Genomic DNA, 24,694 nt, shown 5'->3' on the forward strand with positions numbered 1-24,694 from the left:
CGCGTGGCTCCCCGAGACGACGACGGCGGCAGGGATTTCGCCGGTATCGACCCTGTCATGATGCGCGCGATGATCAAGGATTTGGAGACCGCCAAGGGCCTGGTGGACACCAAGGTCCCCGGCCTGAAAGACGCCTTCGACAAGGTGGGCCTGTCGACCAAGCCGATCGTCACGCTGACCGGCGTCGCGGGCTGGATCAACGGCGAGCTGCCGATGCTGAACCGGCGCCAGGGCATGGCCGAGCAGCTCTCCAAGGAGAACAACCAGTTCGGCTTCACCGGGACCATGGTGGAGACCGAGTGGGAGGGCCTGTTCAAGAGCAAGGCGGAGGCCGAGGCCAAGGCCAAGGAACTCGCCGCCCAGTACGAAAAGCCCGGAGGCTTCCCCGACGACGTCTGGGAGCAGATCAAGAAGTACCAGAACGACCCCGACTTCGCCGCCGCCTTCCTCAAGCAGCTCGGGCCCGAGAAGGCCGCATGGGTGGTCGGGCGGCTGCGCACCTGGGGCGAGGAGGGGTCCGACGAGCGGCTCAGGGCCTTCGCCACCATCATGGCCACGGCCAGCCACCAGGGGATCATCGACGACGCCTGGATGAAGAAGTTCACCACCAGATCCGGCGGCGAGGGGCCCGACCTCTGGGACCTGGCCGCCGTCATCAAGGTCGGTGTGTGGGACAAGAACACACTCGTCCTCATCGGGCAGAAGGCCCTGAAGCACGACCAGGGCGCGGGTGGCAACCTCCTCACCGCCGACATCCTGGACGGCATCTCGAACAATCCCCTGGCCGCCAGCGAGCTCTACAGCAAGGAGTTCGACCGCATCAACTCGATGATGCGCGGCCAGGCGTACGGCTGGGTGAACACCGACAATCCCAAGCTCGGAGACCCGCTCGCCAGGTTCATGAAGGCCGCCACCGTCGAGGCCTCGGACATCTACGAGCGCATGCGCCCGCCCGGCGACCAGCAGTGGCAGAACCCGGCCGACACGCTGGTGCTGCGGCTGTTCCAGGAGGTCGCGGCCCACCCGACCGAGCGCTATCCCTTCGGGGCCCTCGACGACGCCTTCACCGAGGTCGTCCAGCGGTTCTTCAAGGGCACCTACACCGAGGACCTGATCCCCGCGGGCGGCCTGAGCTACGCCGACGCCGTCGTGCTGGTGGCCGACATCGTCGGCATCTTCGACCCCACCCCGATCTCGGACGGCGTGTCGGGCCTGGTCTCGCTGGGCACGGGCGACTGGAAGGGCGCCCTGCTGTCGATGGCCGCCATGATCCCCTACTTCGGGGATGCGGCGGCCAAGCCGATCAAGGCGCTGATGGGGCTCATCAAGGCCTTCCCCGCGCTCAAGGTCTTCTTCAAGAACATCCCCGACGACGCCCTCACGGACTCGAGCAAGCTCGGCCAGTACATCGACGCGATCAACGAAGGCTTCGCGAGCCTCAAGAACACTCTTAAGAACGTCGGCTTCACCAACCCGGCCAAGGTCCTGGACGCGCTGGGCGTCGTGAACCGCCTCCAGACCGACGCCGCCAAGGCGTACAAGAACGCACGATGGCTGGAGAAGGCCAAGAAGCTGGGCCTGCCCACCGACGGGCCCGTCCCGTTCGTCCCGCCGAGGAACTGGGACCCGAACAGGGTCGACAAGCGGAACATCGTCGACGCGTACGGCAATGTATGGCAGCAGGGAAAGCGGCACGGGCGAGGCACGAATGACGCCGCGAGCGAATGGGATGTGCAGGTCAAGAGCGGTGGCGGCTTGAGCAAGCTGACGGCCGACGGCAGCCATCTCAACGTCGAGTGGGGCACCGGAAGGGTGGGCAACTGATGGAATACGAGGTCACCCCCGGGTGACCGACCGCAGAGGTCGCTCACGATGACAAGCCGACAAAGCGCCACTTATCCCACAAATCATGGCGCAAGCCGATAAAAGCGGCACTAAACTATAAAGGCCATTAAAAGTGACAAAGGTAGGCGACTGATGACCAGATGGGTAGCGGTCACCGCGAACGTCGCCGCGCCGGGACCGTCCGAGGTCGCGGCCCTGCTGACCCCCCTCCTCGACGCGCTCGGCGAGCCGGTGGCCGAGCTGCGGGAGCCGGACTCGTACGGCTGGAAGATCCCCGGCACCTGGATGGCCACGGCCGAGCTCGCCCTACAGACGGACGACGACTCGCGTGAGGTCGTGGCCAGGCTGGCCGCCCGGCTCCCGGTGTCCGGCTGGGAGTTCAGCGGTGACGAGGACGTCGCGGACGGGGTCTGGGCCACCGAGGACGACACCGCCACCCCGTTCCCCGGCATCACCTGGGTGCTCGTCCAGGCGAGCCATCCGCCCCGTCCGGGCGAGGAGCCACGGACCGAGGACCTCGTCCTTGATCCCCCCGCCGGCGAGCTCGGCCCCGAGATCCTCGAATACCTCAGATCGGGCGACGAGCCCACCCGCCGAATGCCCCCGCCCGGCACCGGCCGCGAGCCGTAACCGGCCATCCCCCTCTCGGCTCCCGCGAAGGAGACCTGATGCGCATCTCCCTCACGGCGCTCACCGACACCGGACCCCGCGACGTCGTCGCCAGCGGGGACGACACCACCACCGTCGTCCGTCTCGCCGAGTCGCTGCAGGCGTCGCTCGGCACCGGCGACCGCCTGGCCGACGTGGTGCCCCACCCGCGCTGGTCCGACCGCCCGGTGCCCGCCGGCGTCCAGCTGTGGGCCAACGGACGCCCCCTGCCTCCCACGGCCCCCGCCTCCCAGGTGCTGCGCGACGGCGACATGATCGCGTTCGGGCCGAGGGCCGCCGCCGCGACCATGCGGTCCGAACCGGCCGGGGTGGTCGAGGTACGCGTCTCCGGCGGGCCCTGCGCCGGCGCCGTGCACCGGCTGGGCTTCGGCGCCGCGACCATCGGCTCTGGCCGTGGCTGCGTGGTGCCGCTCGACGACCCGCTGGCCCCGCCGCACACCGCGACCGTGCAGGTGACGGCCACGGAGGTCGTCCTCGAACCTGGGCCGGGCGCGCAGCTCACGCTCGACGGCGTGCCGCTCACCGCGCCCGCGCCGTGGCCGCGGGGCGGCGTCGTGATCGCGGGCGCCTCCGTGGTGACCCTCGCCTATCCCGAGGCTCCTGACGCGCACCTGACGCCGATGCCCGACGGCGGCCTGGCCTACAACCGGCCGCCGCGCCTGTCCGGCCCGGCCAGGACGCGGAGCATCGAGGTCCCGGTCGAGCCGAAGCAGCAGGAGACCCAGCGTCTCCAGATCCTCGCCAGCCTGCTGTTCGCGGTCGGCGGCGTCGTGATGGCCATCGCCTTCCAGCAGGCGCTGTTCCTGCTCATGGCCCTGCTCACGCCGATCACGATGGTCGCCCAGTGGTGGAGCGACCGCCGGTACGGCAGGAAGCGGCACCGCCTGGCCCTGAAGGACTACCGCAGGCGCAAGGAGGAGTTCGCCGAGGTCCTGGAGCGGCTGCGGCGCGCCGACCAGGCCGAGCGGCGAACCGAGTTCCCCGACCCCGCCGAGGCGCTGCTCACCTGTACGGGCCCGCGTGGCCGCCTGTGGGAACGCCGCATCCACGACGCCGACACCCTGCACCTGCGGGTGGGCCTGGCCGACGGTCCCGCCCACATCGAGATGGTCCCTGAAGCCGGGGCCTACGGCGCCGACGCCAAGGCGCTCCCCCCGGTGCCGCTCTCGCACGCGGTGCCGGTCACGGTGCCCATGCCGCAGGTCGGCGTGATGGGCCTCACCGGAGCCCGGCCGTCGTCACGGGCACTGGCCCGCTGGCTGGTCGCCCAGGCCGCGACCCTGCACAGCCCTCGCGACCTGGCCATCGTGGTGCTGTCGGCGGACACCGAGGCGGCGGTGAGCTGGAACTGGGTCCGGTGGCTGCCGCACTGCGCGCCCCACGACGGCGAGGACTGCGTGGCCCTGGTCGGCACCGACGCGGAGTCGGCGGCCCGGCGGGTGTCCGAGCTCGTCTCCAAGATCAATGAACGGCGGGGTCCCAAGGGGTCAGCCGAGCACTTCGGCATGGGGCAGGCCCCCAACGCCTTCTCAGAGGGATACGCGAGCGACCGGCCCTACAACGTGCTGCTCGTCCTCGACGGCGCACGCGCGCTCCGCGGCCTGCCCGGCATGCCGCAGGTCCTGCAGCAGGGCCCCACCGTGGGGATCTACTCGATCTGCGTCGACGACGACCAGCGGCTGCTGCCCGAGGAGTGCACCACGGTCGCGGTCTGCGACTGGGAGAGGCCCGCGTTCGTACGCCTGCGCGGCGGCGCGGCGGGAACGGACACCGACGTCATCGCCGACCAGGTGACCATCGCCTGGTGCGACCGGATGGCCCGCGCCATGGCCCCCGTGCGCGACGTCAGCCGCGAGGACGCGGACTCGGCGATCCCCGGCAGCGCCCGCCTGCTCGATCTGCTCAACATGCCCGACCCCCGGCCCGACCAGATCGAGGCGTACTGGCGGCGGGGGCGCACGACCAGGGTCCCCGTCGGCATCGGCGCCGACGGCCCGTTCACCGTCGACCTGCGCCTGGACGGGCCGCACGGGCTGATCGCGGGAACGACCGGCGCCGGCAAGTCCGAGCTGCTCCAGTCGCTCATCGCGTCGCTGGCCGTGGCCAACCGGCCGGACGAGATGACGTTCGTGCTGATCGACTACAAGGGCGGCAGCGCGTTCAAGGACTGCGCGAAGCTGCCCCACACCGTCGGCATGGTCAGCGACCTCGACGGCCACCTGACCGAGCGTGCACTGCAGTCGCTGGCCGCCGAGCTGAAACGGCGCGAGCACCTGCTCCTGGACGCCGACGCCAAGGACGTCGAGGACTACAACGACCTGCGCGACGCGGGCAAGGACCTGGCGCCGATGCCCCGGCTCCTGCTGGTCATCGACGAGTTCGCGGCGATGGTGCAGGAGTTGCCCGACTTCGTGGTGGGCCTGGTGGACATCGCCCGGCGTGGCCGATCCCTGGGCGTGCACCTGATCCTCGCGACCCAGCGGCCGGCGGGCGTGGTGACCCCCGACATCGCGGCGAACACCAACCTGCGCATCGCGCTCCGCGTGACCAGCGCCACCGAGTCGAGCGACGTCATCAACACGCCGATCGCCGCCTCGATCTCCAAGACCACGCCGGGCCGGTGCTACGTCAGGTCGGGCGCCTCCTCGCCCCTGGCCGTGCAGTCGGCCAGGATCGGCGGCCGTCGGCCCGGCGACGGCCGCGACAAGGTCGAGACGGTGCACGTGGTGCCGCTCGGGTGGCGGGGGCTGGGCGGGCCGTTCCCCGACCGCCCCGGCGACGGCGACGACGAGTCCACGATGGTGACCGATCTGGCCGTGCTGGTGGAGACCATCGCGAGCACCGCGCGGTCGCTCGGCGTGGCCGAGCAGCCCAGCCCATGGTTGCCGCCCCTGCCCGAGCGGATCACGCTGGACGATCTCGCGCCGGCCGTCGCGGACGGGACGCCCGCGGACGCCTGGACCCGGCTTCCCTTCGGCCTGGCCGACATCCCTTCTCTGCAAAGGCGCGCCACCGAGACGTACGACGTCGCCACCGGCGGCCATCTGCTCGTGTGCGGCGCGGGCCGCAGCGGGCGCTCGTCGGTGCTGCGCGCGGTGGCGGGCGCGGCCGGACTGCACGCCGACCCTCGCGACCTGCACCTCTACGCGGTCGACTGTGGCAACAACGCCCTTCTTCCTCTGGTGGGCATGCCGCACACAGGCGCGGTGATCGGCCGCGACTCCCCCGACCGCCTGGCCCGCCTGACCGACCGCCTCCTCGCGGAGATCGCCCGCCGTCAGCAGTCGCTGGCGTCCCAGGGGTTCGCCGACGTGAGCGAGCAGCGTGCCGCCGTCCCGGCCGAGCGGCGCCTTCCGTACCTACTGGTGCTGTTCGACCGGTGGGAGGGCTTCGTCGCCGCCTTCGAGTCCTACGACGGCGGGCGGCTCATCGACCAGTGGCTGCAGATCCTCCAGGAGGGCGCCGGAGCGGGCGTCAAGGTCGTGATGTCCGGGGACCGGAGCACTCTGATCGGGCGTATCTCGACCCTGTTCGACGACCGCCTCGTGCTCAAGCTCCCCGACCCTGGCGACTACACCTACGTCGGCATGAAGTCCAAGGACGTGCCGGAGCACTTCCCGCCGGGTCGCGGCTTCCGCGCCGGCACCGGCCTGCGCGAGACCCAGGTGGCGCTGCTCGCCGCCGATCCGGCGGGTACGGCCCAGGTGGCGGCCCTGCACCAGATCGGCAGGGACGCCAAGACGCGGGCGGGCGACATCCCCCGCTCCCTGCGGCCGTTCCGTGTGGACGCCCTGCCCCCCGTGGTGGACCTGGCCGAGACGCTGGCTCTCGCCGAGGACCCGGTGCCCCAGGACGCCGTGGTGTTCGGCGTCGGCGGCGACTCGCTCGGCGTCCGTTACTTCCGGGCCGAGGAGCACGGGCCGGGGCTGGTCGTGGCGGGACCGCCCAAGACCGGGCGGAGCACGACGCTGTGCACGATGCTGACGTGGCTGCTCGGCCAGTCGTACGAGGCGGTGCTGATCACGCCGCGCCGCAGCCCGCTCCGCGACATGGGCGGGCTCCCCGGCGTGCGAGGCTCCTTCACGGCGGAGTCGGACCTGGACGAGATCAAGAAGACGGTCGCCGGCTGCTCCGGGCGGCACGTGCTGCTGATCGACGACCTCGAACTGCTCGGCAACGACGGCGACCTGGCCGAATGGATCACCGAGTACGTCGGTGAGGTCCGCGACACCGGCAGCCTCATCATCGGGGCGGGAAGCGTCGAGGACCTCGACGCGATGTACCGGGGCCCGGTCGTCGCCATGAAGAAGTCGCGCAACGGGCTGCTGCTGCGGCCCTCGCAGCCCGGCGACGGCGACCTGCTCGGGGTCCGGCTGCCGCGCAGCGTGGCCAGCGGCACCGGGCCGGTCGGTCGCGGCCTGCTGGTGCTCGGCGGAGCCTGGGAACAGGTGCAGGTGGCCCGGCACCCCTGATGGGGCGGACCGGGACATGCGAAGAGGGGGGCCGCTCGGCCCCCCTCACGGACACGCTGGTCAAGGACGGCGCTCGGCCGGCCTGGTTCAGGCGGACGGACCCGGCGCTCGGCCGGCCTGGTTCAGGCGGACGGACCGCCTGTGATCAGGCGGAACCCGTCGCGGCGGCGATCGCGTCGCGGTTCTTCTTGATGCCGTCCTGGGCCTCTTCGAGCGCGGTCGCGACCTTCTCGAAGGAGCTCTTGTACTCGTTCCAGGCGGACTGGAACTTGTCGGCGTTGGGGCCCGACCAGGAAGCCGGGATCTTGCCGGCCTCCGCGTCCAGCGCCTTCTGCGCGTCACGCACCGCGCCGGCCTGGGTCTTGAATGTCTGAGCCATCTTGTCCATGTCAGGCAGGATGCCGCCGACCTTGCTCATGGCTTCCCCTTCCATCCCGTATCGTCACCGCAATAGCCATCCACACAGTAGTGACGATCGTTGTCAGGAGTGCCTATTTAGGGAAATAGCCCGACATGTCCCTCTTAACCTGGGAAAACCATGGTGGCGGCCGGCTCGCATGCCGCCGGTTATCGCGTCGCGGACTCGATATTGCCGCGGTAGGTGGTGATGATCCGGGACGCCTCGGCTAGCTCCTCTGACATCCGCTGGAAGGCCTGGCGGTAGTTCTGCCATGCGCCGCCGAACCGCGCGGCTCCCGGCCCCGTCCAGGCGCTGCCGACCTTCGAGGCCTCGCGGTCGAGCGCCGCCATCGTCTGGCGCACCTGTTCCGCCTGCTGGGTGAACTGAGCGGCCATGTTCTGCATTTCCGCGGGGTCGCCGCCGAGCAGGCTCTGGCTCATGCCGGTCTCCTTCGGGATCGTCTGCATACAGGGGGTAGCCAAACGCCCCTACCTTAGACGTCGAACCCCTAAGATGCACTGGTTATATCGAGCGGTTATCGGCTCTGTCCTCACAGGTGGCGCCGGATCCCCAGAAGAAAGCGTGGGGGTAGGGGCTCACGCCAGATCAGAGGCCGCTTACACTCCGTTGAAGGCGCGCAAGGCCTTGGAGGAAGGGGACGACCTCGGTGCAGAAGGTCCTGATCGCCAATCGTGGCGAGATAGCGGTGCGCATTGCTCGCGCATGCAAGGACGCCGGACTGATCGGTGTCGCGGTGTACGCCGACCAAGATCTCGACGCGCTTCACGTGCGCATGACGGATGAGGCGTACTCCTTGGGCGGGCAGTCGCCCGGTGAGACGTACCTCGACATCGGCAAGCTGCTGCGTATCGCGGCCCAGTCCGGTGCGGATGCCGTACATCCTGGATACGGCTTCCTGGCGGAGAACGCCGAGTTCGCCCAGGCGGTGATCGACGCCGGTCTGGTGTGGATCGGGCCGCCGCCCTCGGCGATCACCTCGCTCGGCGACAAGGTGGCCGCCCGGCACATCGCCCAGCGCGTCGGGGCGCCGCTCGTGGCGGGCACCCCGGATCCGGTGACCGGCGTGGACGAGGTGGTGGAGTTCGCCGCCGAGCACGGCCTGCCGATCGCGATCAAGGCCGCCTTCGGCGGTGGCGGGCGGGGGCTGAAGGTCGCCCGCACGCAGGAGGAGATCCCCGACCTGTACGAGTCGGCGGTGCGCGAGGCCGTGACCGCCTTCGGGCGCGGCGAGTGCTTCGTCGAGCGCTACCTCGACCGGCCGCGCCACGTCGAGACGCAGTGCCTGGCCGACACGCACGGCAACGTCGTCGTGATCTCCACCCGCGACTGCTCGCTGCAGCGGCGGCACCAGAAGCTCGTCGAGGAGGCCCCGGCTCCGTTCCTCACGTCCGAGCAGCAGGAGCTGCTCTACACCGCTTCCAAGGCCATACTCAAGGAGGCCGGCTACGTCGGGGCGGGCACCTGCGAGTTCCTCGTCGGCCAGGACGGCACGATCTCCTTCCTGGAGGTCAACACCCGGCTGCAGGTCGAGCACCCCGTCAGCGAAGAGGTCACGGGCATCGATCTGGTGCGCGAGATGTTCCGCATCGCCGACGGCGAGCCGATCGGGTACGACGACCCCGAGGTGCGCGGCCATTCGATCGAGTTCCGGATCAACGCTGAGGACGCAGGCCGCAACTTCCTGCCCGCCCCCGGCACGCTGACCACGATGCACGCTCCTTCCGGGCCGGGAGTCCGGCTCGACGCGGGCTACGAGGCCGGGATGACGGTGCCGCAGTCGTTCGACTCGCTGGTGGCCAAGCTGATCATCACCGGACGCACCCGGACCGAGGCCCTCGAGCGCTCTCGTCGTGCCCTCGACGAGTTCGTCCTCGAGGGCATGCCGACCGTGCTGCCGTTCCACCGGGCCGTCGTGTCCGACCCCGCCTTCACCGGCGAGCCGTTCTCCGTGCACACCCGGTGGATCGAGACCGAGTTCGACAGCGCGATCGAGCCCTACACCGGCGAGACGGCGAGCGAGGAGCCGGCGGCCGAGCGCGAGCGCGTGGTCGTCGAGGTCGGCGGCAAGCGCCTGGAGGTCGTGCTGCCCGCCGTGCCCGCCATGGGCCGGCAGCCTGGCCCCAAGAAGCCCGTCCGCCGCTCCGCGGGCAAGGGCTCCGCGGCGGCCGCGAGCGGAGACGCGCTGGTGAGCCCGATGCAGGGCACGATCGTCAAGGTGGCCGCCTCCGATGGCGACGTCGTGCAGACCGGGGACACCATCGTGGTGCTGGAGGCCATGAAGATGGAGCAGCCTCTCACCGCCCACAAGTCCGGCACCGTCGCCGGCCTGGTGGCGACCGTCGGGCAGACGGTCACGGCCGGGGCGTCCATCTGTGAAATCAAGGACGCCTGATCCGCACGCTCACGGGGAATCTCGGAAGGATCGAGATACGGTTGCGTATCGAGGAACCTAGACGACCCCCCGTTCGTCCTGTAGGACGAAGGAGGCATATAGCCGTGACCACTTATTCCGTGCGCCGCGCCACAGCCGCAGTTGTGGCCATGCTCGCCGCGCTTCTCACGTTGCTTGCGCTGTCGCCCCCGGCGCAGGCCGCGGCCCCACCCGATCCGAACACCGTCGTGGCCGCGTGGAAGACCGGAGACCCGGTCTACGCCGCGCCCGGCGCGTCATTGAGCTCCAGCCAGCTGTCCGAGGTCCGTGACGCGGTGAAGGGTGCGAAGAGCAAGATCTACGTCGTCGCCCTTCCCGACGGCACCGTGACCGACGGCGCCTCGGCCGGCGCCCTGATCAACTCGCTGGGTGCGACCCTGGCCAAGCAGGGCCGCGCCCGCGCCACGGTCGCCGTCCTCGACGGCACCACGCTGTTCGCCGGGTCGTCCGCCATCTCCAGGGCGGGCGCGGCGGGGCAGCTCGCCAACCTGGCCACCAGCAACAACAAGGACCTCGTGTCCGGCATGCAGGACTTCGTCAAGCGGGTCGACAAGGCCGCGAGCGGCGACCTCAGGGGCGCGACGAAGGCCGGCAGCCTCGCCGGGGGCGGCGGCGCCGGTGGGGTGCTCATCGGCATCCTGGTCATCGCGCTCGTCGGCGGCTTCGGCATCTTCTTCTACTCCCGCAAGAAGAAGCGCGAGCGAGAGGCCCGCGAGGCCGCCGAGCTCGCCGCGGTCAAGCAGACCGTCGAGGAGGACGTCACCAAGTTCGGTGAGGAGATCACCGCGCTCGACCTCGACGTCAAGGTGTCCGACAACCCGACCAAGACCCAGAGCGACTGGCAGCAGGCGCTCGACTCCTACGAGCGGGCCAAGAACGAGCTCGACGTGGTCAAGCGCGCGGACGACCTGCGCGGGGTGACCACGGCACTCGAAGAGGGGCGTTACGCCCTGGCCTGCGTCAAGGCCCGGGTGAACAACGAGCCGGTCCCCGAGCGGCGCGCACCGTGCTTCTTCAACCCGCAGCACGGCCCCTCCGTGCGTGACGTCCTCTGGGCTCCGCCGAACGGCGCTCCCCGCGACGTCCCCGCCTGCGCGGCCGACGCGCAGCGCGTCGACCAGGGCTTCGACCCGCACATGCGTGAGGTCATGGTCGACGGCCAGCGTCGTCCCTACTGGGACGCCGGTCCCGCGTACGCTCCCTACGCCTCCGGTTACTACGGCGGCTTCGGTGGCGACCTGATGACCGGCATGCTGATCGGCACCATGCTCGGCGGGTCGTTCGGCGGCTGGGGCGGCGGCGGTTACGCCTCCGGCTACGAAGCCGGTGCCGCCGATGCCGGTGGCGGCGGCGGCGATTGGGGCGGCGGTGGCGGCGACTGGGGTGGCGGTGGCGACTTCGGCGGCGGCGACTTCGGTGGCGGCGGCGACTGGTAACCACCTTCACGGGCTCTTCCACCACGGGAAGAGCCCTCCGGCCGGCACACACGACCAGCGGTTTCCGGTCACCCGCCGTTCCTAGCGGCGACAGCTGACTCCTTCGGCCGTGAGTGATCACCACGGCCACGTTCCACAGGGCCCCGGCGGGCGACCAGCCCGCCGGGGCTCTTCGTGTTATCTGGGGCGGAAAGTGATCTGCAAGGTGGATGCAACCCCGCGTATACGATCACCTGTCAGAGTCGGCGCAGTTGTCTAGGAGGCTGCGTTGCGTCGTTCCATCCCCCTGTCCCTGGTTTGCGGGCTTTTCGTGCTGGCCGGGCCGGCCCTGCCCGTATCGGCGTCCGCCACGGCTCCCGCGTGGGCCTCGGTACCGGCGTCCGTGTCGGCGTCCGCTTCAATGTCCGCCTCGGGGTCGGCGGAAGCACTGGCGGCGCCCTGCAAGCCCGGGTCGGGCGCCAAGCTGAGGGGCAGGAACCTCACCGGAGGAGCCACGCTCCCCGAAGATCTCCGCTGCGCCGACCTGACCGACGCCAAGCTGGACGAGGTCGACTTCACCCAGAAGGACCTGACCGGGGCCATCCTCAAGAACGCCTCGATGAAGGAGACGGACTTCACCCAGGCCCACCTGGAGTACGCCGACCTGAGCGGCGCGGATCTCTCCGACGCCGACCTCGGGCAGCTGCACGCCAAGCACGCCGTCCTGCGGGGAGCCATCCTCACCGACGTCCAGGCCGGCCAGGCCGAGTTCCCCCACGCCGACCTGACGGGCGCCCTCATGGCCAGGGCCCAGCTGACCCAGGCCACCCTGACGGACGCCACGCTGGTCGACGCCGACCTCAACGAGGCGACACTGGGCCAGACCAAGGCCAGGAACGCCGACTTCACCAGGGCCAAGCTGCGTGAGGCCAAGCTCGGGCAGGCTCAGCTGCAGTTCGCGGTGTTCAAGGGCGCCGACCTGACCGAGGCGCAGTTCACGCAGGCCGATCTGGACGGGGCCGACCTCACCGGGGCGACGGTCGAGAAGGCCTCGTTCACCCAGGCCGACGATCTCAACCTCACCGGAGCGCTCGGCGAGCCAGAGGACGTTCCGGATGACGCCGTGGGCACCCCCTCCGACCTGCCGGAGGGCGACGGCGAGGGGGGCGTACGACAGCTCACCCGTGGCGGCGGGCTCGGCCTGTTCCTGGTGATCCTCAGCGGTGCGGGCCTCAGCATCACGTTGATCTTCTGGGGACTGTCACACCGGCGCAGGACCGAGCGGGCGACGCGGTTCGCCGCCGCGCGCCTGGCCGCCGAGGAGGAGGTCACCCGGCTCGGCGAGGAGATCGACTCGCTCGACTTCGACTACAAGATCAACCACATGAGCACCGGCAGCGTGGACAAGGACTGGCGCCACGCGCTGGACGCCTACGAGGCCGCCAAGCAGTCGCTGAACGCCGCTCAGAGCGTCCCTCAGCTCGCCGGAGTGGACGCGGCCGTATACCAAGGCAGGCAGGCCCTCGGCCGGGTGAGATCCCGTCTCACGTGACGGCAGGCACGCCGCGACCCGCCTGAACGGCACCCGATCTGAGCGGCACCGGGCCTGGGTGGCCGCCGGGTCGGGGGTCAGATGCCGGTCGAGGTGCCGGGGAGCATCAGGCGCCGGGCGGCCTCGGTGATGGAACCGGCAAGCGACGGGTAGACCGCGAAGGTGTGGGCGATCTGGTCGACCGTGAGCCGGTGCTGCACGGCGAGCGACAGGGCCAGGATCAGCTCCGAGGCACGCGGTGCCACGACGACGCCGCCCAGCACGATGCCGGTGTGCGGGCGGCAGAACAGCTTCACGAAGCCGTCGTTGAAGCCCTGCATCTTCGCCCGGGCGTTGGTGGCGAGGGGGAGCTTGACGACGTTGGCCTCGACCACGCCCTCCTCGATCTGCCGCTGCGAGATGCCGACGGCGGCGATCTCGGGGTCGGTGAAGATCGTGGACGCCACGGTGGCGAGGCGCAGCGGCTGCACGGCCTCGCCGAGGGCGTGCCAGACGGCGATGCGGCCCTGCATGGCGGCCACGGAGGCGAGCATCAGCACGCCCGTGCAGTCGCCGGCGGCGTACACCCCTGGGGCGGAGGTACGGGAGACCTTGTCGACCTGGATGAAGCCGTTGCGGTCGAGCGTGACCCCCGCCTCCTCCAGGCCGATGCCCGAGGTGTTGGGGACCATGCCGACGGTCATCAGGCAGTGGCTGCCTTCGGCGGTGCGGCCGTCCTCCAGGGAGACGACCACGCCGTGCTCGGTGCGCTTGACCGAGGAGGCGCGGGACTTGCCCATGACGTTCATGCCACGGCGCCGGTAGACCTCTTCGAGGACCTCGGCGGCGTCGGCATCCTCGTTGGGCATCATCCGGTCACGGGAGGAGACGAGAGTGACCTCCGAGCCCAGCGAGCGGTACGCCCCGGCGAACTCGGCGCCGGTGACTCCGGAGCCGACGACGATCAGATGCTCGGGCACCTCGTCGAGGTCGTAGAGCTGCCGCCAGGTCAGGACGCGCTCTCCGTCGGGCTCGGCGCCGGGCAGCACCCGGGGCGTCGCCCCGGTGGCCACGATGACGATGTCCGCCCGGATCGTCCGCTCGCCCACCCGTACGACCTGGGGGTCGACCAGTCGTCCCGCACCCTTGACGACCTCGACGCCCTCGGCGGTGAGCCTGGCCGCGATGTCACCCGACTGGGCCTGGGCCAGCTCCTTCACGCGCTTGTTGACGAGCGGCATGTCCACGTGGACCCCGCCCACGTCCCCGTCCGAGCCACCGGTGAAGTGCACACCGAGGGAGGTTCCATCGAGCAGGGCCTGCTTACGGACAGAAGTGGCGATCATGGTCTTGGACGGCACGCAGTCGGTGAGCACGCACGCCCCACCGGGGCCGTGCTCCTCCACCACCGTGGCCTTGGCTCCGAGCTGAGCGGCCACCAATGCCGCTTCGTACCCGCCCGGTCCACCGCCAATGATCACAATGTTCGTCACTTTCTTATTGTCCCGCATGCCACGGGGTGCCCGGGGTCCGATACCAGACTCGACCCTTGAAGGCCGGTTAAAAAGCTCGATTCCCCCCGAAAAACCCCTACCAATCCACGGGTGTCGGATGGGCTCACCGGAAGAGGGAAACCCCTTCGCCACGCTCTACGTGCGTGTTGGAGGCGCCTGGCCGGGCTCTCACTCGGATCTTGGATTAGTCTTGTGTGCCGTGCCTGTTTACGCCGCCTATGGCAGCAACATGGACCCCAAGCAGATGGCTCAGAGGGCTCCTCACTCACCCATGCGCGGGACGGGCTGGCTGCAAGGCTGGCGCCTGACCTTCGGCGGTGAGGACGTCGGCTGGGAGGGTGCGCTCGCCACCATCGCCGAGGATCCCGACGAACACGTCTTCGTCGTGCTCTACGACGTGCCCGACTGGGACGAGCCGTCCCTCGACCAGTGGGAGGGGGCCGCACTGGGGCTGTACCACAAGGTGAAGCTCCGGGTCGCGACCCTCGACGGCGAGATCGTCGCGTGGTTCTACGTGCTCGACGGCTACGAGGGAGGCCTGCCCTCCGCTCGCTACCTGGGCATCCTCGCCGACGCCGCCGAAAAGGCCGGCGCCCCCGACGACTACGTCACCGGCCTCCGCACCCGCCCCTGCACCTCGATCGGCGACTGACCTCGGTCCTCCCGCGTGCGTGACATCCTTCGTCCGCGCGCGGTCTCCGACACGCCACAAGGTCATGGCCGTCTGAGTGATCGGCGCGCATGGCTTCATCACGCCGCGACATCCCTGCTTAGTTGATATGTCCCGACACGATGTGATCCGCATCGTTTACGGTGTCTGTCGAGGAGAGTGAGGGGAGTGCCCGAATAGTGGGTCGTCGCGAGAACCCCGTCGATCCGGGGGCCGGCCCCGTCCAGCGCTTCGCCTACGAGCTCCGCAAGCTCCGCCAGAACGCCGATGGGATCACCTATCGCGACATGGCGCGGAAGGCGGGCTACTCGGTCACCACGCTCTCGCAGGCCGTCGCCGGTGAGCAGCTCGCGTCCCTGCCGGTCGTCCTCGCCTATGTGAAGGCGTGTGGCGGAGATCGCGCCGAGTGGGAGCGACGCTGGGAAGAGGCAGCGGAGGAGGCCGCGCTCGCGGCCGCCGACGACGACACCGCCGACCCGCCCTACCCGGGGCTGGCTCGATACGAGACCCGTGACAGCGCCCGGTTCTTCGGCCGAGACGAGCTCGTCGGCGAGCTGGTCGAGCTGGTGGGCCGGCACCGTTTCGCGGCGGTGTTCGGGCCGTCGGGCAGCGGGAAGTCCTCCCTGCTGCGGGCGGGACTGGTGCCCGCGGCGCGCCACGGGCGGCTCTCGGCGGACGGCCGCGTCACCGCCGTCCGCGTGCTCACTCCCGGAGACCATCCGCTCCGGACCCACGAACGCACGATCGCTCCGGCCGGGGACGGTACCGACACCCTGGTCGTGGTCGACCAGTTCGAGGAGACGTTCACCCTCTGCCAGGACCAGAGCGAGCGGACCGGGTTCATCGATCTGCTCCTCGGCGCGCGCCGGCCGGGCAGCGGACTGCGCGTGGTCGTCGCCGTCCGGGCGGACTTCTACGGCCGGTGCGCGGAGCACCGAGAGCTCGCCCGGTCGCTCCGCGACGCCAACCTCCTCGTCGGGCCCATGAGCCGCGAAGAGCTCCGGGCGGCGGTCGTCAAGCCGGCCGCCGCCGAGGGGCTCATCGTGGAACGGGCGCTGACCTCCGCCATCGTGAACGACGTCGCGGACGAGCCGGGCGGCCTGCCCCTCATGTCCCACGCCCTGCTGGAGACCTGGCGGCGCCGCAAGGGCCGCTTGCTCACGCTCGCGGCCTACGAGGCGATCGGCGGCGTCCAGGGCGCGATCGCCCGTACCGCCGAGGAGGTCTACACGAGCCTCTCCCCCGCCCAGGCGAGGGTGGCGCGCGGGCTCCTGCTCCGGCTGATCAACCCCGGGGACGGCGCGGCGGACACGCGTCGTCCGGCCGAGCGGGCCGAGCTGGATCCCGAAGAGTCCGCCGATGTCGCTCTCGTCATGGAACGCCTCGCCGCGGCCCGGCTCGTCACGATCGACCAGGACACCGTGGAGATCGCTCATGAGGCGCTCATCGGTTCCTGGCCACGGCTGCGGCGCTGGATCGACGAGGACCGCGAGAACCTGTACGTGCAGCGGCGGCTCACGGACGCCGCGGCGGCCTGGGAACGGCTCGGGCGGGATACCGGTGCCCTGTACCGGGGAGCGCAACTCGCCGCGGCCGAGTCGCTCCTCGACCGGCAGGTCCGTCTCACCCCATTGGAGCGGGACTTCCTTACGGCCGGCATCGGCATGCGGCGGCGCGAGCAGGTGGCGACCGCCCGTACCACCCGCCGGCTCCGCGCCCTCACCGCCGGGCTGTCGGTGATGCTCCTGCTGGCCACGACCCTCGGGGCCGGCGCCCTGCGGGCACAGTGGGCGGCTGAGGACCAGCGGGCACAGGCACGGTCCCTGCAACTGACCAGCGAGGCCCGGGCCGTCGCCCGGACCGACGTCCGCCGCGCGGCACGGCTCGCCATGGAGGCGGTCGCGGCGGCCCCGTCCGCAGAGGCACGCGACCTGGCGCTGAGCCTCGCCGCCCACCAGTCCTACACCGACCGGCTGACCGGCCACACCGGTGCGGTGCAGTCGCTGGCCTTCAGTCCCGATGGACGGCTCCTGGCCTCCGGTGGCAGCGACGGACGCGTGCTGCTCTGGGACATGACACGGCGTACGGCCCCGGTCGCGCTCGACGCGCACGCCGGGCCCGTCCTCGCCCTCACGGTCAGCATCGACGGCAACGTGATGGCCTCGTCCCATGGGAAGGGCACCGTGATCCTGTGGGCGGTGTCCACTCGTACGCGGATCAGGACCTTGGTCGCTGGTCAACGCCTGATCTGCGGCCTGGGCTTCACCCGCGACGGCACGCGGCTCGCCGCGATGGACGGCCAGGGCAAGGTCCTTGTGTGGGATCGGTCGACCGGCCGGCGGCTGCGCGCGATCGAGAGCAAGTTGCAGAACGAAGACGGTCCCCTGTCGCCTTATCTGGGCCGGCTGCTGTATCCAGGACTCAGGGCGAGAACCCTCAATCTCGCCGAGCAGGAGGATTACCCCGTAAATCCCGCCGACGGTTCCGGGTTCGTTGCCGCAGAGACGTCTCCTTTCCGCACCCCGGACACCGTGCTCGAAACCGCCGATCCTTCCGCAGTGAGCCCGGACGGCAGCCGCGTGGCGACCCTGTGGGAAGGCTCGACCATCAACGTCTTCCAGCCCGAAGGCCAAGGTACGTACAGCGAGGCACAACTCCGCGGCCTGACATCGAAAGTCCGAAGCCTGGCCTTCACCGGGGACGATCACCGCCTCGTCTCCGGACACGCAAGCGGAGCCACCGTCCTCTGGGACGTGGACGCGCGATCACCCATCGTCACGCTCGGCGGGCACCGCGGAGCGGTCAACGACGTCACGGCCGACGCCGACGGCCGATGGATCGCCTCCGCCGGTGAGGACGGGGCGGTCGTCCTGTGGGACATGCGAGATCGCGAGCGCATGTGGCTCGCCCAGCACTGTGCCGGTGTCGCCGCGGTGGACCACAGTCCTGACGGCCGCCTGCTGGCGACCGGCGGAGGCGCCGACTCCACCGCTGTGCTGCGGGAACTGTCGACCGGCCGGGCCCGGACACTACTTCGTCCCAGACCGGAGGAGGGTGCCCGTGTGCAGACCCTCCACTTCAGCGCGGACGGCGGCCTGCTGGCCATCGGCTCCGGCCGGGGCGTCCGGCTGTTCGACCCCAGCACCCGCGAACCTGTCGCCACGTTGAAAGGCCCTGCCGACACCGTCACCAGCGTCGCGTTCAGCCGTGACGGGAAACTGCTGGCCGGCGCCGCTCGCGACGGCACCGTACGCCTCTGGGACCTGAGCACGCGGCGCGAGGTCATCACCTTTCGCGCGAGCGGCCCGGTCAACAGCGTGGCATTCGGTCCGGGGAGTCCCCTCCTGGCGATCGGCGACGAGACAGGCCTGGTCACCTTCCTCGACACCCGTCAGGGAAAGCTGGTGGCGACCCTGCCGGAGCAGTCGGCCTCGGTCAACCAGGTCGCGTTCAGCCCCGACGGGCACAGGCTGGCCACCGGAGGGGGCGACGGTCGCGTGATCATCTGGGACGCCGGCCGGCGCGCGATCGTGGCGACCCTCCAGGCTCACACGGCTTCGGTGTCCGGCCTCGCCTTCAGCCCCGACGGCCGCCTGCTCGCCTCCGGCTCCCGCGACCACAACGTCATCGTGTGGAACGCCGCCAACGGCACGCGCCAGGCCACGCTCACCGGCCACGACGGCGCCGTCAACACCGTCGCCTTCACCGCGGACGGCTCGACGCTCGCCTCTGGAGGCGAAGACCACCTCGTGATCCGCTGGGGCCTGGACACCGCGAAAGCCCTCAGCAGACTGCGCAGCCTCGCCGCCTCAGGAACTCCGAGCCCTGCCCCGCCCGAATGACCACTCGCAAGCCGTGGACCATATGGCCGAAAGCCCGATCAGGCGGTCGCGGTAACAGGCACGTTTCAGCCCGGAAGTCATCGTAGGCATATCTCCGCGATTGTGGAGCGTACGGGCCGGTCCTGATCCACTACCTCCTCAGACGGACGCTCTCTGCCTGTCATCGATGGAAGAGACCGCGTAGCCGCACAACATCCCCCTCACCAGGGGTTTCACGGCAGATGCCGCGTTGTTTTTTGTTTGGCCCGGCCTGTGGGGCTGCCGAACAATTTCGCGCCGTATAGAACTTCGAATGCACAGGCACCGCGGATCGGGATAGGACCGGAAACCGCCCAATACAAGGGCTTCCCCCGGCTCGGAATGGTTCGAGTACGCGGATGCTCGTACCCGGAAAGCACACCACTGACCACCGCCAGATATGGCGGCGGAAAGGAACAGGCAAATGCGCATCACCCTCCCCCGTACGCGTTCATCCATCACGGCGGTGGCCCTCGCGGGCGCCGCATTGGCGGGCACCCTGTCCGCCGCCCCGGCGGCGAGTGCCTCCGAAACCGTCCAGCCGGCCGCCACCACCGTGACCACTTCCTCCAGCACCGGCACCCATGACATCGCCTCCGGCGCTGCTGCGTCACCGCTCCAAACGGCAAGCTGGGTGAGGAGGAACTGCGGCATCACCACCTGCTCCTGGTACTTCAGCAGGGCGAAAACACGCTCGATCAAGTCGGCGTTCGACACGTACGGATGGACGGCGAAGACCGCGGCCTCACGCCTCTGCCGGCTCCTCCCGCACGTCGGAGCCAAGGCCGCCTGCACCATCGCGGTCCGCTACCACTACAGGAACGCCCACAGCAACACCAGAGCCGCCTACAACCGCGGCGGTTGCGTCGTGGTCAAGGTCAGAGCGGCCTACATGAGCACGCCGGCACTCTCGTGGAAGACCATCAAGTTCGACAACGTCCCTCTCAGCAACCGCTACTGCGACGCCAGCTGACACGAAGAACCTTGCCCGGCGGTCGGCACTGGTCCAGGCACTCTTGATCAGTGACCGGCCGCCGCGTCGGCGAGGATGTCGGACAGCGTGCGAGCGGCCCGGCAGGCGTCGCCGTAGGTGGTGTACAGCGGGGCGAAGCCGAAGCGGAGCACGTCCGGGGTGCGGAAGTCGCCGATCACCTCGCGCGCGGTCATCTCGGCCACGAGCGCCCCGGCGCCGGGGTGGCGCAGCGACACCTGGTGACCCCGGTTCCCGTCACGCGGCGTGACCACCTCGACAGCGTCTCCGAGTAGCTCGTCCACGCACTCCATGAAGAACCCGGTCAGCGCCAGGCCCTTGGCGCGTACGTCATCGAGGTCCACACCGTCCCAGACCTCCAGCGCCGCCTCCAAGGCCAGCAGCGACAGGATGTCCGGCGTGCCGGCGCGTGCCCGCGCGATCCCGGGGGCCGGCTCGTAAGCCGGGGCCATGGCGAAGGGATCACGGTGCCCGCCCCATCCCGACAGCGGCTGGCGGAACGACTCTTGCAGGTCATGCGGCACGTAGATGAAAGCGGGCGCCCCCGGACCCCCGTTCAGGAACTTGTACGTGCATCCGACGGCCAGGTCGACGCCCAGCGCGTCCAGCTCGATGGGCAGTACGCCCGCGCTGTGGCACAGGTCCCACACCACCCGAGCTCCCGCTTCATGAACGCGCTCCGTGGCGGCGGCCATGTCGTACAGGCGCCCGGTCCTGTAGTCCACATGGTTGAGCAGCACCACCGCCGTCTGGTCACCCAGCACGTAGTCGAGTTCGTCCATGGCCACAGGGCGCAGCACCGTACCCGTCAGCTCGGCCACCGACTCGGCGATGTACCCATCGGTCGGGAACGTGGCCGCGTCCACCACGATCTCCCTGCGGCCGGGCGCCAGCCGTACCGCTCCCACCAGCGCCTTGAAGAGGTTGACGCTGGTCGAGTCGGCCACCACGAGCTGTCCGGGAGCGGCCCCGACGAGCGGGGCGATCTTCTCCCCCACCCGCTCCGGCGCCGTCCACCAGCTCTCCGGCCACGACCTGATCAGCCGCCGACCCCACTGCTCCCGTACGACCTCCCCGACCCGGTCCGCCACCCTGCGCGGCGGCGCGCCCAGCGAGTTCCCGTCCAGATAGACGACAGCGGGATCCAGATCGAACTCCGCGCGCAGATACGCCAGAGGATCCTCGGCATCCAGCTTCGACGCTCGCTCGGTCAGGTCCGTCATGCACCCGCATCCTTCACCCCGGAGGCCCGCTCGTCAGGCCCGGCTCCAGCAAGACGTTACGCAACGCCCTCTCGTCCGGGCCACACCACCCCGTCCCCCTGACTCTCGTCCGGGCCACACCACCCCGTCCCCCTGATGTGAAGGCATGTCTTGAGGTCAAGCCGTCTGGCCCCTGGTCATGTCCATACGGGAGCCATCAAGTCCTGGCGCCACCGGAGTCACGTCGATGACGATGGTGATCACCAGCCCTGCGGGCACGCGGGGGTTTTCCTTGCCAAGGGTCTCAACCGGCGCTGACCGACTGAGGACTGATGATAATTCCGACATGACTGACAAGTGGCTTCGGGCGGCGGCGCGGAACAACGCCGAGTGGTGTGATGAGATGTGCCGCGCCCATGGCATACAGGGCACGTTCGCCGAATCCTTCTGGTCCAGCCCTCGCAGGACACCGGTGCTGTATCCGGACGCGGTGACCCTCACCCCCGCCGCCTCCCCCGACGACGTGCTCGCCGCCATCGACCATGCCTCCCCCGAGCCCTCCGTCAAGGACAGCTTCGACCGGCTCGACCTGCGGGATGCCGGCTTCCACGTGCTGTTCGAAGCGCAGTGGATCCTGCGGCCTCCCGGCCCCGGCAGGTCGTTGGACGAGCTTCGCGCCATCACGGGAGATCCCATCACCTGGGGCCCCATCACCACGGAGGCCGACCTACGCGACTGGGACAGGAACTGCCACACCGGCTACGACGGCGTCCTCTTCCCCGCCGGACTGCTCACCGATCCGGCCGTCACCGTCCTGGCGGGCCGCATCGACGGTGACATCGTCTGCGGCTCCGTACTGAACACCAGCGGCGAGGTCGTGGGCGTGTCCAACATCTTCGCGTCCGGCTGCGACGAGTACGCGCCCTGGGAAGGCACGGTGGCGATGGCGTCCACCCTCTTCCCCGACCGCCCCATGGTCGGCTACGAACGCCCCGACGACCTGGCAGCCTCCCTCCACCAAGGCTTCACCCCGATCGGCCCTCTACGGATCTGGCTCAGGTAGCGAGGACGCCACCCCAGCAGGCTGCTGTGGCGGCGAAACGGAGAAGCTGCCGGCGTTCCATGGCGTCCTCCTGTGCAGCGGTCAACTACCGGCGATACCGCCCGGCCAGACGTCCTTGCCCTTGGACCACAGTTCGTTGACGTGATAGTCGAACCGGTCATAGAGACCATCATCCTGGTGACGCTTTAGATGCAACATCGGCGAGTCATGGCCGACGAGCTTGGCCAGGTGCGGGGTGACGAGCATCTCGTCATCGAATTGAAATACCGACAGGCCGATATGTTCCTCACCGAGGCGCGCTTCGATTCCGGAAACCTCCTTGAGCGCGTCGAGCTCGTTCAGCGTGATTCGGATCCGGGTGGACACCGTCAGCGGCACAGCTTCGGTCGCCTCTCGCTGTCGGGTGACCTCGCTATCAGGGTCACCTACCAGGAAGCGAATATGGCATCCTTGCTCAGCCTTGCGCGTGAGCACCTTGGCCAGGTTAGGGTGCTCCAGCCACAAGAAGTAGTTCGTGTACCCGGCCAGGGTGATATTGGCCTTCGCCTCGGTGATCAGCGTGCGCCATACGCTCTTTGGACAGGCGGATCGGTAAGGGTAGACCGACAACACCTCGCGGTCTGGGCCGGTCTTAACCGTTTTACGTATCGCGTCAGGCCATAACACGGACTCATCCACCCCCAGGGTTTCAGAAGCGACCCACCGGTGACGCGGGTGCGGGATACGCCCTTCATCGGCCAGCCAGCGGGACACCGTCTTGACGTCCACCTCGCACCGTTCGGCGAAGTCTCTTTCGGTGAGTCTCGCACTCACCATCGCCTGGCGCAGAGGGTCGTTGGTCACCGCTGACCTCGAATCGGGGAAGGGACGTTGAGGACGGATCTCGACGGTAACGCGAAACGTCCCGCACGTCCTGGAAACGCAGTGTGAACGGCCCGACACGGTAAGCCACGCTGTCGTCATGAGCAGGCCGACGATCCTCAGCGACCTCCAAGCCTCGTTTTCCGGATGGAACTCTTGGCGGAGCTCGGCAGGCCAGTTGTGGGCGACACGCAAGCAACGGCATACCGTCACCCCGTCCGGCCCAGGCCGATGTCCCGATAGCCCCCCCACACCCGCTCGTTACAAGTCGTACCGGTGCGGAGCAGCGGCATGAGCCGACGACCGGGACGGCACAGGATCGGCATACGGCCCGGCCCTGTACAGCCCAGGCGCTGGGACCTGGCCAAACAGGCCGCCGCCGCACAGCTCGACCAACTGGAACCGATCTGGTGCGTCCTCTACGGCGTAGGCAGTAGACGCTTCCATGCCATCGCGGTGTGGCACACCACCCCGCTGAGGGTCGAAGCGACCACAGTCCAAGACCTACGAGAACTGATGCGCGAGGCCGAACTGCAGAACGCCTGGTCCTCTGCCCAATTGCCCGTGGGGACGCGATGAGCCCCGGCGAGCCCACCCTCGGCGACGCCACCGGTGACCCGTACGGCATGTCTCCCTACGCGCGCATCTCCGTGGGCGGCTACATGCCTGCCCTCACGAGCGGCCTCTGGCTGCCGGTATCGCATCGAGCCGCAGAGCCGCAGGAGCTCCTCAATCGTCCGACAGATCTGCCGGACAGTTCCACACCTCTACAGGAAGGAAACGAGCACATGAAGACCCTGTACGACTGCGACCTCACCGGCGCCGCGTTCGCCCGGCTGTGCGGCGGGAACACCGGCGAGGAGGGAGAGGCGTGCGTCGAGTTGGCCATGATTCCAGGCGTCAATGACGCATTCGCCCTGCGTGACAGCAAGAACCCGGATGCCGGGACACTCCGCTTCAGCGGTGCCGAGCTGCGCGCCGCCGGCATGACCATCATCGGCTGACACCACTACACCGGGCGGCTCGTGCCCGCAGCAGACAGGCGACACCTACCGGTCCCAGACAGGCGGCTCCTGCCCGTCGCATACCGGCGGCTCCTGCCTGTCGCATACCGGCGGCTCCTGCCTGTCGCAGACCGGCGCGAGCCGCCCTCACCATATGGGGCACCATGCACCTTCACTGCTACTCGTGGACCGGCGCCGGCGACGACCTGCGCCGGGAAGGGGAACGCCGCCCACCCCTGCCACCCGGCGACCTCGCGGCGTTCCGCGCCTCGCCGCTCCCCCCGATGCGCACCTGCGACTGGCTGCTGAAACCGGCCACCCGAATCGACACCTCCCCACCCACCGTGACCGAGGCCCAGACCTGGCTGGCCGACCGATATGGAACCGCCGAACCGTCATTCCTCCACCCGGCAGACGAGGCCCGCATCGGCCTCGACCTCCGGCTGAAGATCGCGGAGGAGTCGCTGGCCGGAGGCACGGACGTCCTGTGGGGCATCTGGCTGAAGGCAGGCGGGTTCATCTGCCTCGTCGTCGTCTGCTGCTCCCCCAACCGACATGCCGACTACCCCTGCCCCTGCCGCCTGACATCGCCCTGAAGACCGTCGACGCTTGGGCATGGGTGCCTCCCGTCCCGGCAGATGCAGGGCGATGGCTTGGGTTCATCTACACGCCATCGAGCGTCCAGGTGTGTAAGCGGCCACGAGAAACTCCTGATCAGCGGACAGAAAAGTCGAGGCTGATGGAC

The 24,694-nt window shown here is 69.6% G+C and carries 18 protein-coding genes; 12 read left to right on the forward strand and 6 right to left on the reverse strand.

The annotated features are described in order from the left end of the window. Window positions 1-3 precede the first annotated feature (3 nt). The 3 genes from ABD810_RS29670 (at window position 4) to ABD810_RS29680 (ending at window position 6,986) form a co-directional block, all read left to right on the forward strand. Entirely contained in the window at window positions 4-1,824 is a 1,821-nt protein-coding gene (locus ABD810_RS29670; protein WP_344947789.1) for a polymorphic toxin type 17 domain-containing protein, read from the forward strand. 153 nt (window positions 1,825-1,977) lie between these two features. Next, window positions 1,978-2,475 carry a hypothetical protein gene (locus tag ABD810_RS29675; RefSeq protein WP_344947792.1) on the forward strand — a complete coding sequence of 166 codons (498 nt, stop codon included), beginning with the start codon at window positions 1,978-1,980 and terminating at the stop codon, window positions 2,473-2,475. Window positions 2,476-2,513: 38 nt separating this feature from the next. After that, window positions 2,514-6,986 (forward strand): FtsK/SpoIIIE domain-containing protein, encoded by a 4,473-nt coding sequence (locus ABD810_RS29680; RefSeq protein WP_344947795.1) that lies wholly within the window; start codon window positions 2,514-2,516, stop codon window positions 6,984-6,986. A gap of 145 nt (window positions 6,987-7,131) precedes the next feature. On the opposite strand, the gene ABD810_RS29685 is transcribed toward ABD810_RS29680, so the two are convergent. Both ABD810_RS29685 and ABD810_RS29690 read right to left on the reverse strand, forming a co-directional pair. Next, complete coding sequence (locus tag ABD810_RS29685; RefSeq protein ID WP_344947798.1) at window positions 7,132-7,404, reverse strand: WXG100 family type VII secretion target; 273 nt, start codon at window positions 7,402-7,404, stop codon at window positions 7,132-7,134. A gap of 149 nt (window positions 7,405-7,553) precedes the next feature. Further along, on the reverse strand, window positions 7,554-7,826 hold the full coding sequence (locus ABD810_RS29690) for a WXG100 family type VII secretion target (RefSeq protein ID WP_344947800.1): 273 nt from the start codon (window positions 7,824-7,826) through the stop codon (window positions 7,554-7,556). A 227-nt stretch (window positions 7,827-8,053) separates the two neighbouring features. Here ABD810_RS29690 and ABD810_RS29695 point away from each other — a divergent pair, with 227 nt between their 5' ends. From ABD810_RS29695 to ABD810_RS29705, 3 genes are all read left to right on the forward strand, one after another. Beyond that, window positions 8,054-9,799, forward strand: a complete 1,746-nt coding sequence (locus ABD810_RS29695) for an acetyl/propionyl/methylcrotonyl-CoA carboxylase subunit alpha (protein ID WP_344947803.1) — start codon at window positions 8,054-8,056, stop codon at window positions 9,797-9,799. A 104-nt stretch (window positions 9,800-9,903) separates the two neighbouring features. Then, on the forward strand, window positions 9,904-11,274 hold the full coding sequence (locus ABD810_RS29700; protein WP_344947806.1) for a hypothetical protein: 1,371 nt from the start codon (window positions 9,904-9,906) through the stop codon (window positions 11,272-11,274). Window positions 11,275-11,542: 268 nt separating this feature from the next. Then, entirely contained in the window at window positions 11,543-12,805 is a 1,263-nt protein-coding gene (locus ABD810_RS29705) for a pentapeptide repeat-containing protein (RefSeq protein ID WP_344947808.1), read from the forward strand. 77 nt (window positions 12,806-12,882) lie between these two features. On the opposite strand, the gene ABD810_RS29710 is transcribed toward ABD810_RS29705, so the two are convergent. Further along, window positions 12,883-14,277 (reverse strand): NAD(P)H-quinone dehydrogenase, encoded by a 1,395-nt coding sequence (locus tag ABD810_RS29710; RefSeq protein ID WP_344947810.1) that lies wholly within the window; start codon window positions 14,275-14,277, stop codon window positions 12,883-12,885. A gap of 220 nt (window positions 14,278-14,497) precedes the next feature. On the opposite strand from ABD810_RS29710, the gene ABD810_RS29715 reads away from it, so the two are divergent. The 3 genes from ABD810_RS29715 (at window position 14,498) to ABD810_RS29725 (ending at window position 19,801) form a co-directional block, all read left to right on the forward strand. Further along, window positions 14,498-14,950, forward strand: a complete 453-nt coding sequence (locus tag ABD810_RS29715; RefSeq protein ID WP_344947813.1) for a gamma-glutamylcyclotransferase family protein — start codon at window positions 14,498-14,500, stop codon at window positions 14,948-14,950. Between the two features lie 197 nt (window positions 14,951-15,147). Next, window positions 15,148-18,810: an nSTAND1 domain-containing NTPase gene (locus ABD810_RS29720; protein ID WP_344947816.1), complete on the forward strand. Its 3,663-nt coding sequence runs from the start codon at window positions 15,148-15,150 to the stop codon at window positions 18,808-18,810. Window positions 18,811-19,252: 442 nt separating this feature from the next. Beyond that, the gene (locus tag ABD810_RS29725; RefSeq protein ID WP_344947819.1) at window positions 19,253-19,801 is read left to right on the forward strand and encodes a hypothetical protein; all 549 of its coding nucleotides are present in this window, start codon (window positions 19,253-19,255) and stop codon (window positions 19,799-19,801) included. Window positions 19,802-19,848: 47 nt separating this feature from the next. Here ABD810_RS29725 and kynU read toward each other — a convergent pair whose 3' ends face one another. Then, complete coding sequence (gene kynU / locus ABD810_RS29730; RefSeq protein ID WP_344947821.1) at window positions 19,849-21,042, reverse strand: kynureninase; 1,194 nt, start codon at window positions 21,040-21,042, stop codon at window positions 19,849-19,851. Between the two features lie 325 nt (window positions 21,043-21,367). Between kynU and ABD810_RS29735 the strand changes: the two genes are divergently transcribed. Continuing rightward, a complete protein-coding gene (locus ABD810_RS29735; RefSeq protein ID WP_344947824.1) occupies window positions 21,368-22,084 on the forward strand; it encodes a hypothetical protein in 717 nt (238 codons plus the stop codon). Here ABD810_RS29735 and ABD810_RS41145 read toward each other — a convergent pair. Beyond that, window positions 22,077-22,145 carry a twin-arginine translocation signal domain-containing protein gene (locus tag ABD810_RS41145; protein WP_425566974.1) on the reverse strand — a complete coding sequence of 23 codons (69 nt, stop codon included), beginning with the start codon at window positions 22,143-22,145 and terminating at the stop codon, window positions 22,077-22,079. The genes ABD810_RS29735 and ABD810_RS41145 overlap by 8 nt on opposite strands. Window positions 22,146-22,165: 20 nt before the next feature. Next, on the reverse strand, window positions 22,166-22,927 hold the full coding sequence (locus ABD810_RS29740) for a helix-turn-helix domain-containing protein (protein WP_344947826.1): 762 nt from the start codon (window positions 22,925-22,927) through the stop codon (window positions 22,166-22,168). A gap of 593 nt (window positions 22,928-23,520) precedes the next feature. On the opposite strand from ABD810_RS29740, the gene ABD810_RS29745 reads away from it, so the two are divergent. Next, entirely contained in the window at window positions 23,521-23,949 is a 429-nt protein-coding gene (locus ABD810_RS29745; protein WP_344947829.1) for a DUF397 domain-containing protein, read from the forward strand. Between the two features lie 164 nt (window positions 23,950-24,113). Then, window positions 24,114-24,545 (forward strand): hypothetical protein, encoded by a 432-nt coding sequence (locus tag ABD810_RS29750; protein ID WP_344947832.1) that lies wholly within the window; start codon window positions 24,114-24,116, stop codon window positions 24,543-24,545. The last annotated feature ends 149 nt before the right edge of the window (window positions 24,546-24,694 follow it).

Origin of the sequence: Sphaerisporangium flaviroseum, from assembly GCF_039537005.1 — a bacterium.
Lineage (GTDB): Bacteria > Actinomycetota > Actinomycetes > Streptosporangiales > Streptosporangiaceae > Sphaerisporangium > Sphaerisporangium flaviroseum.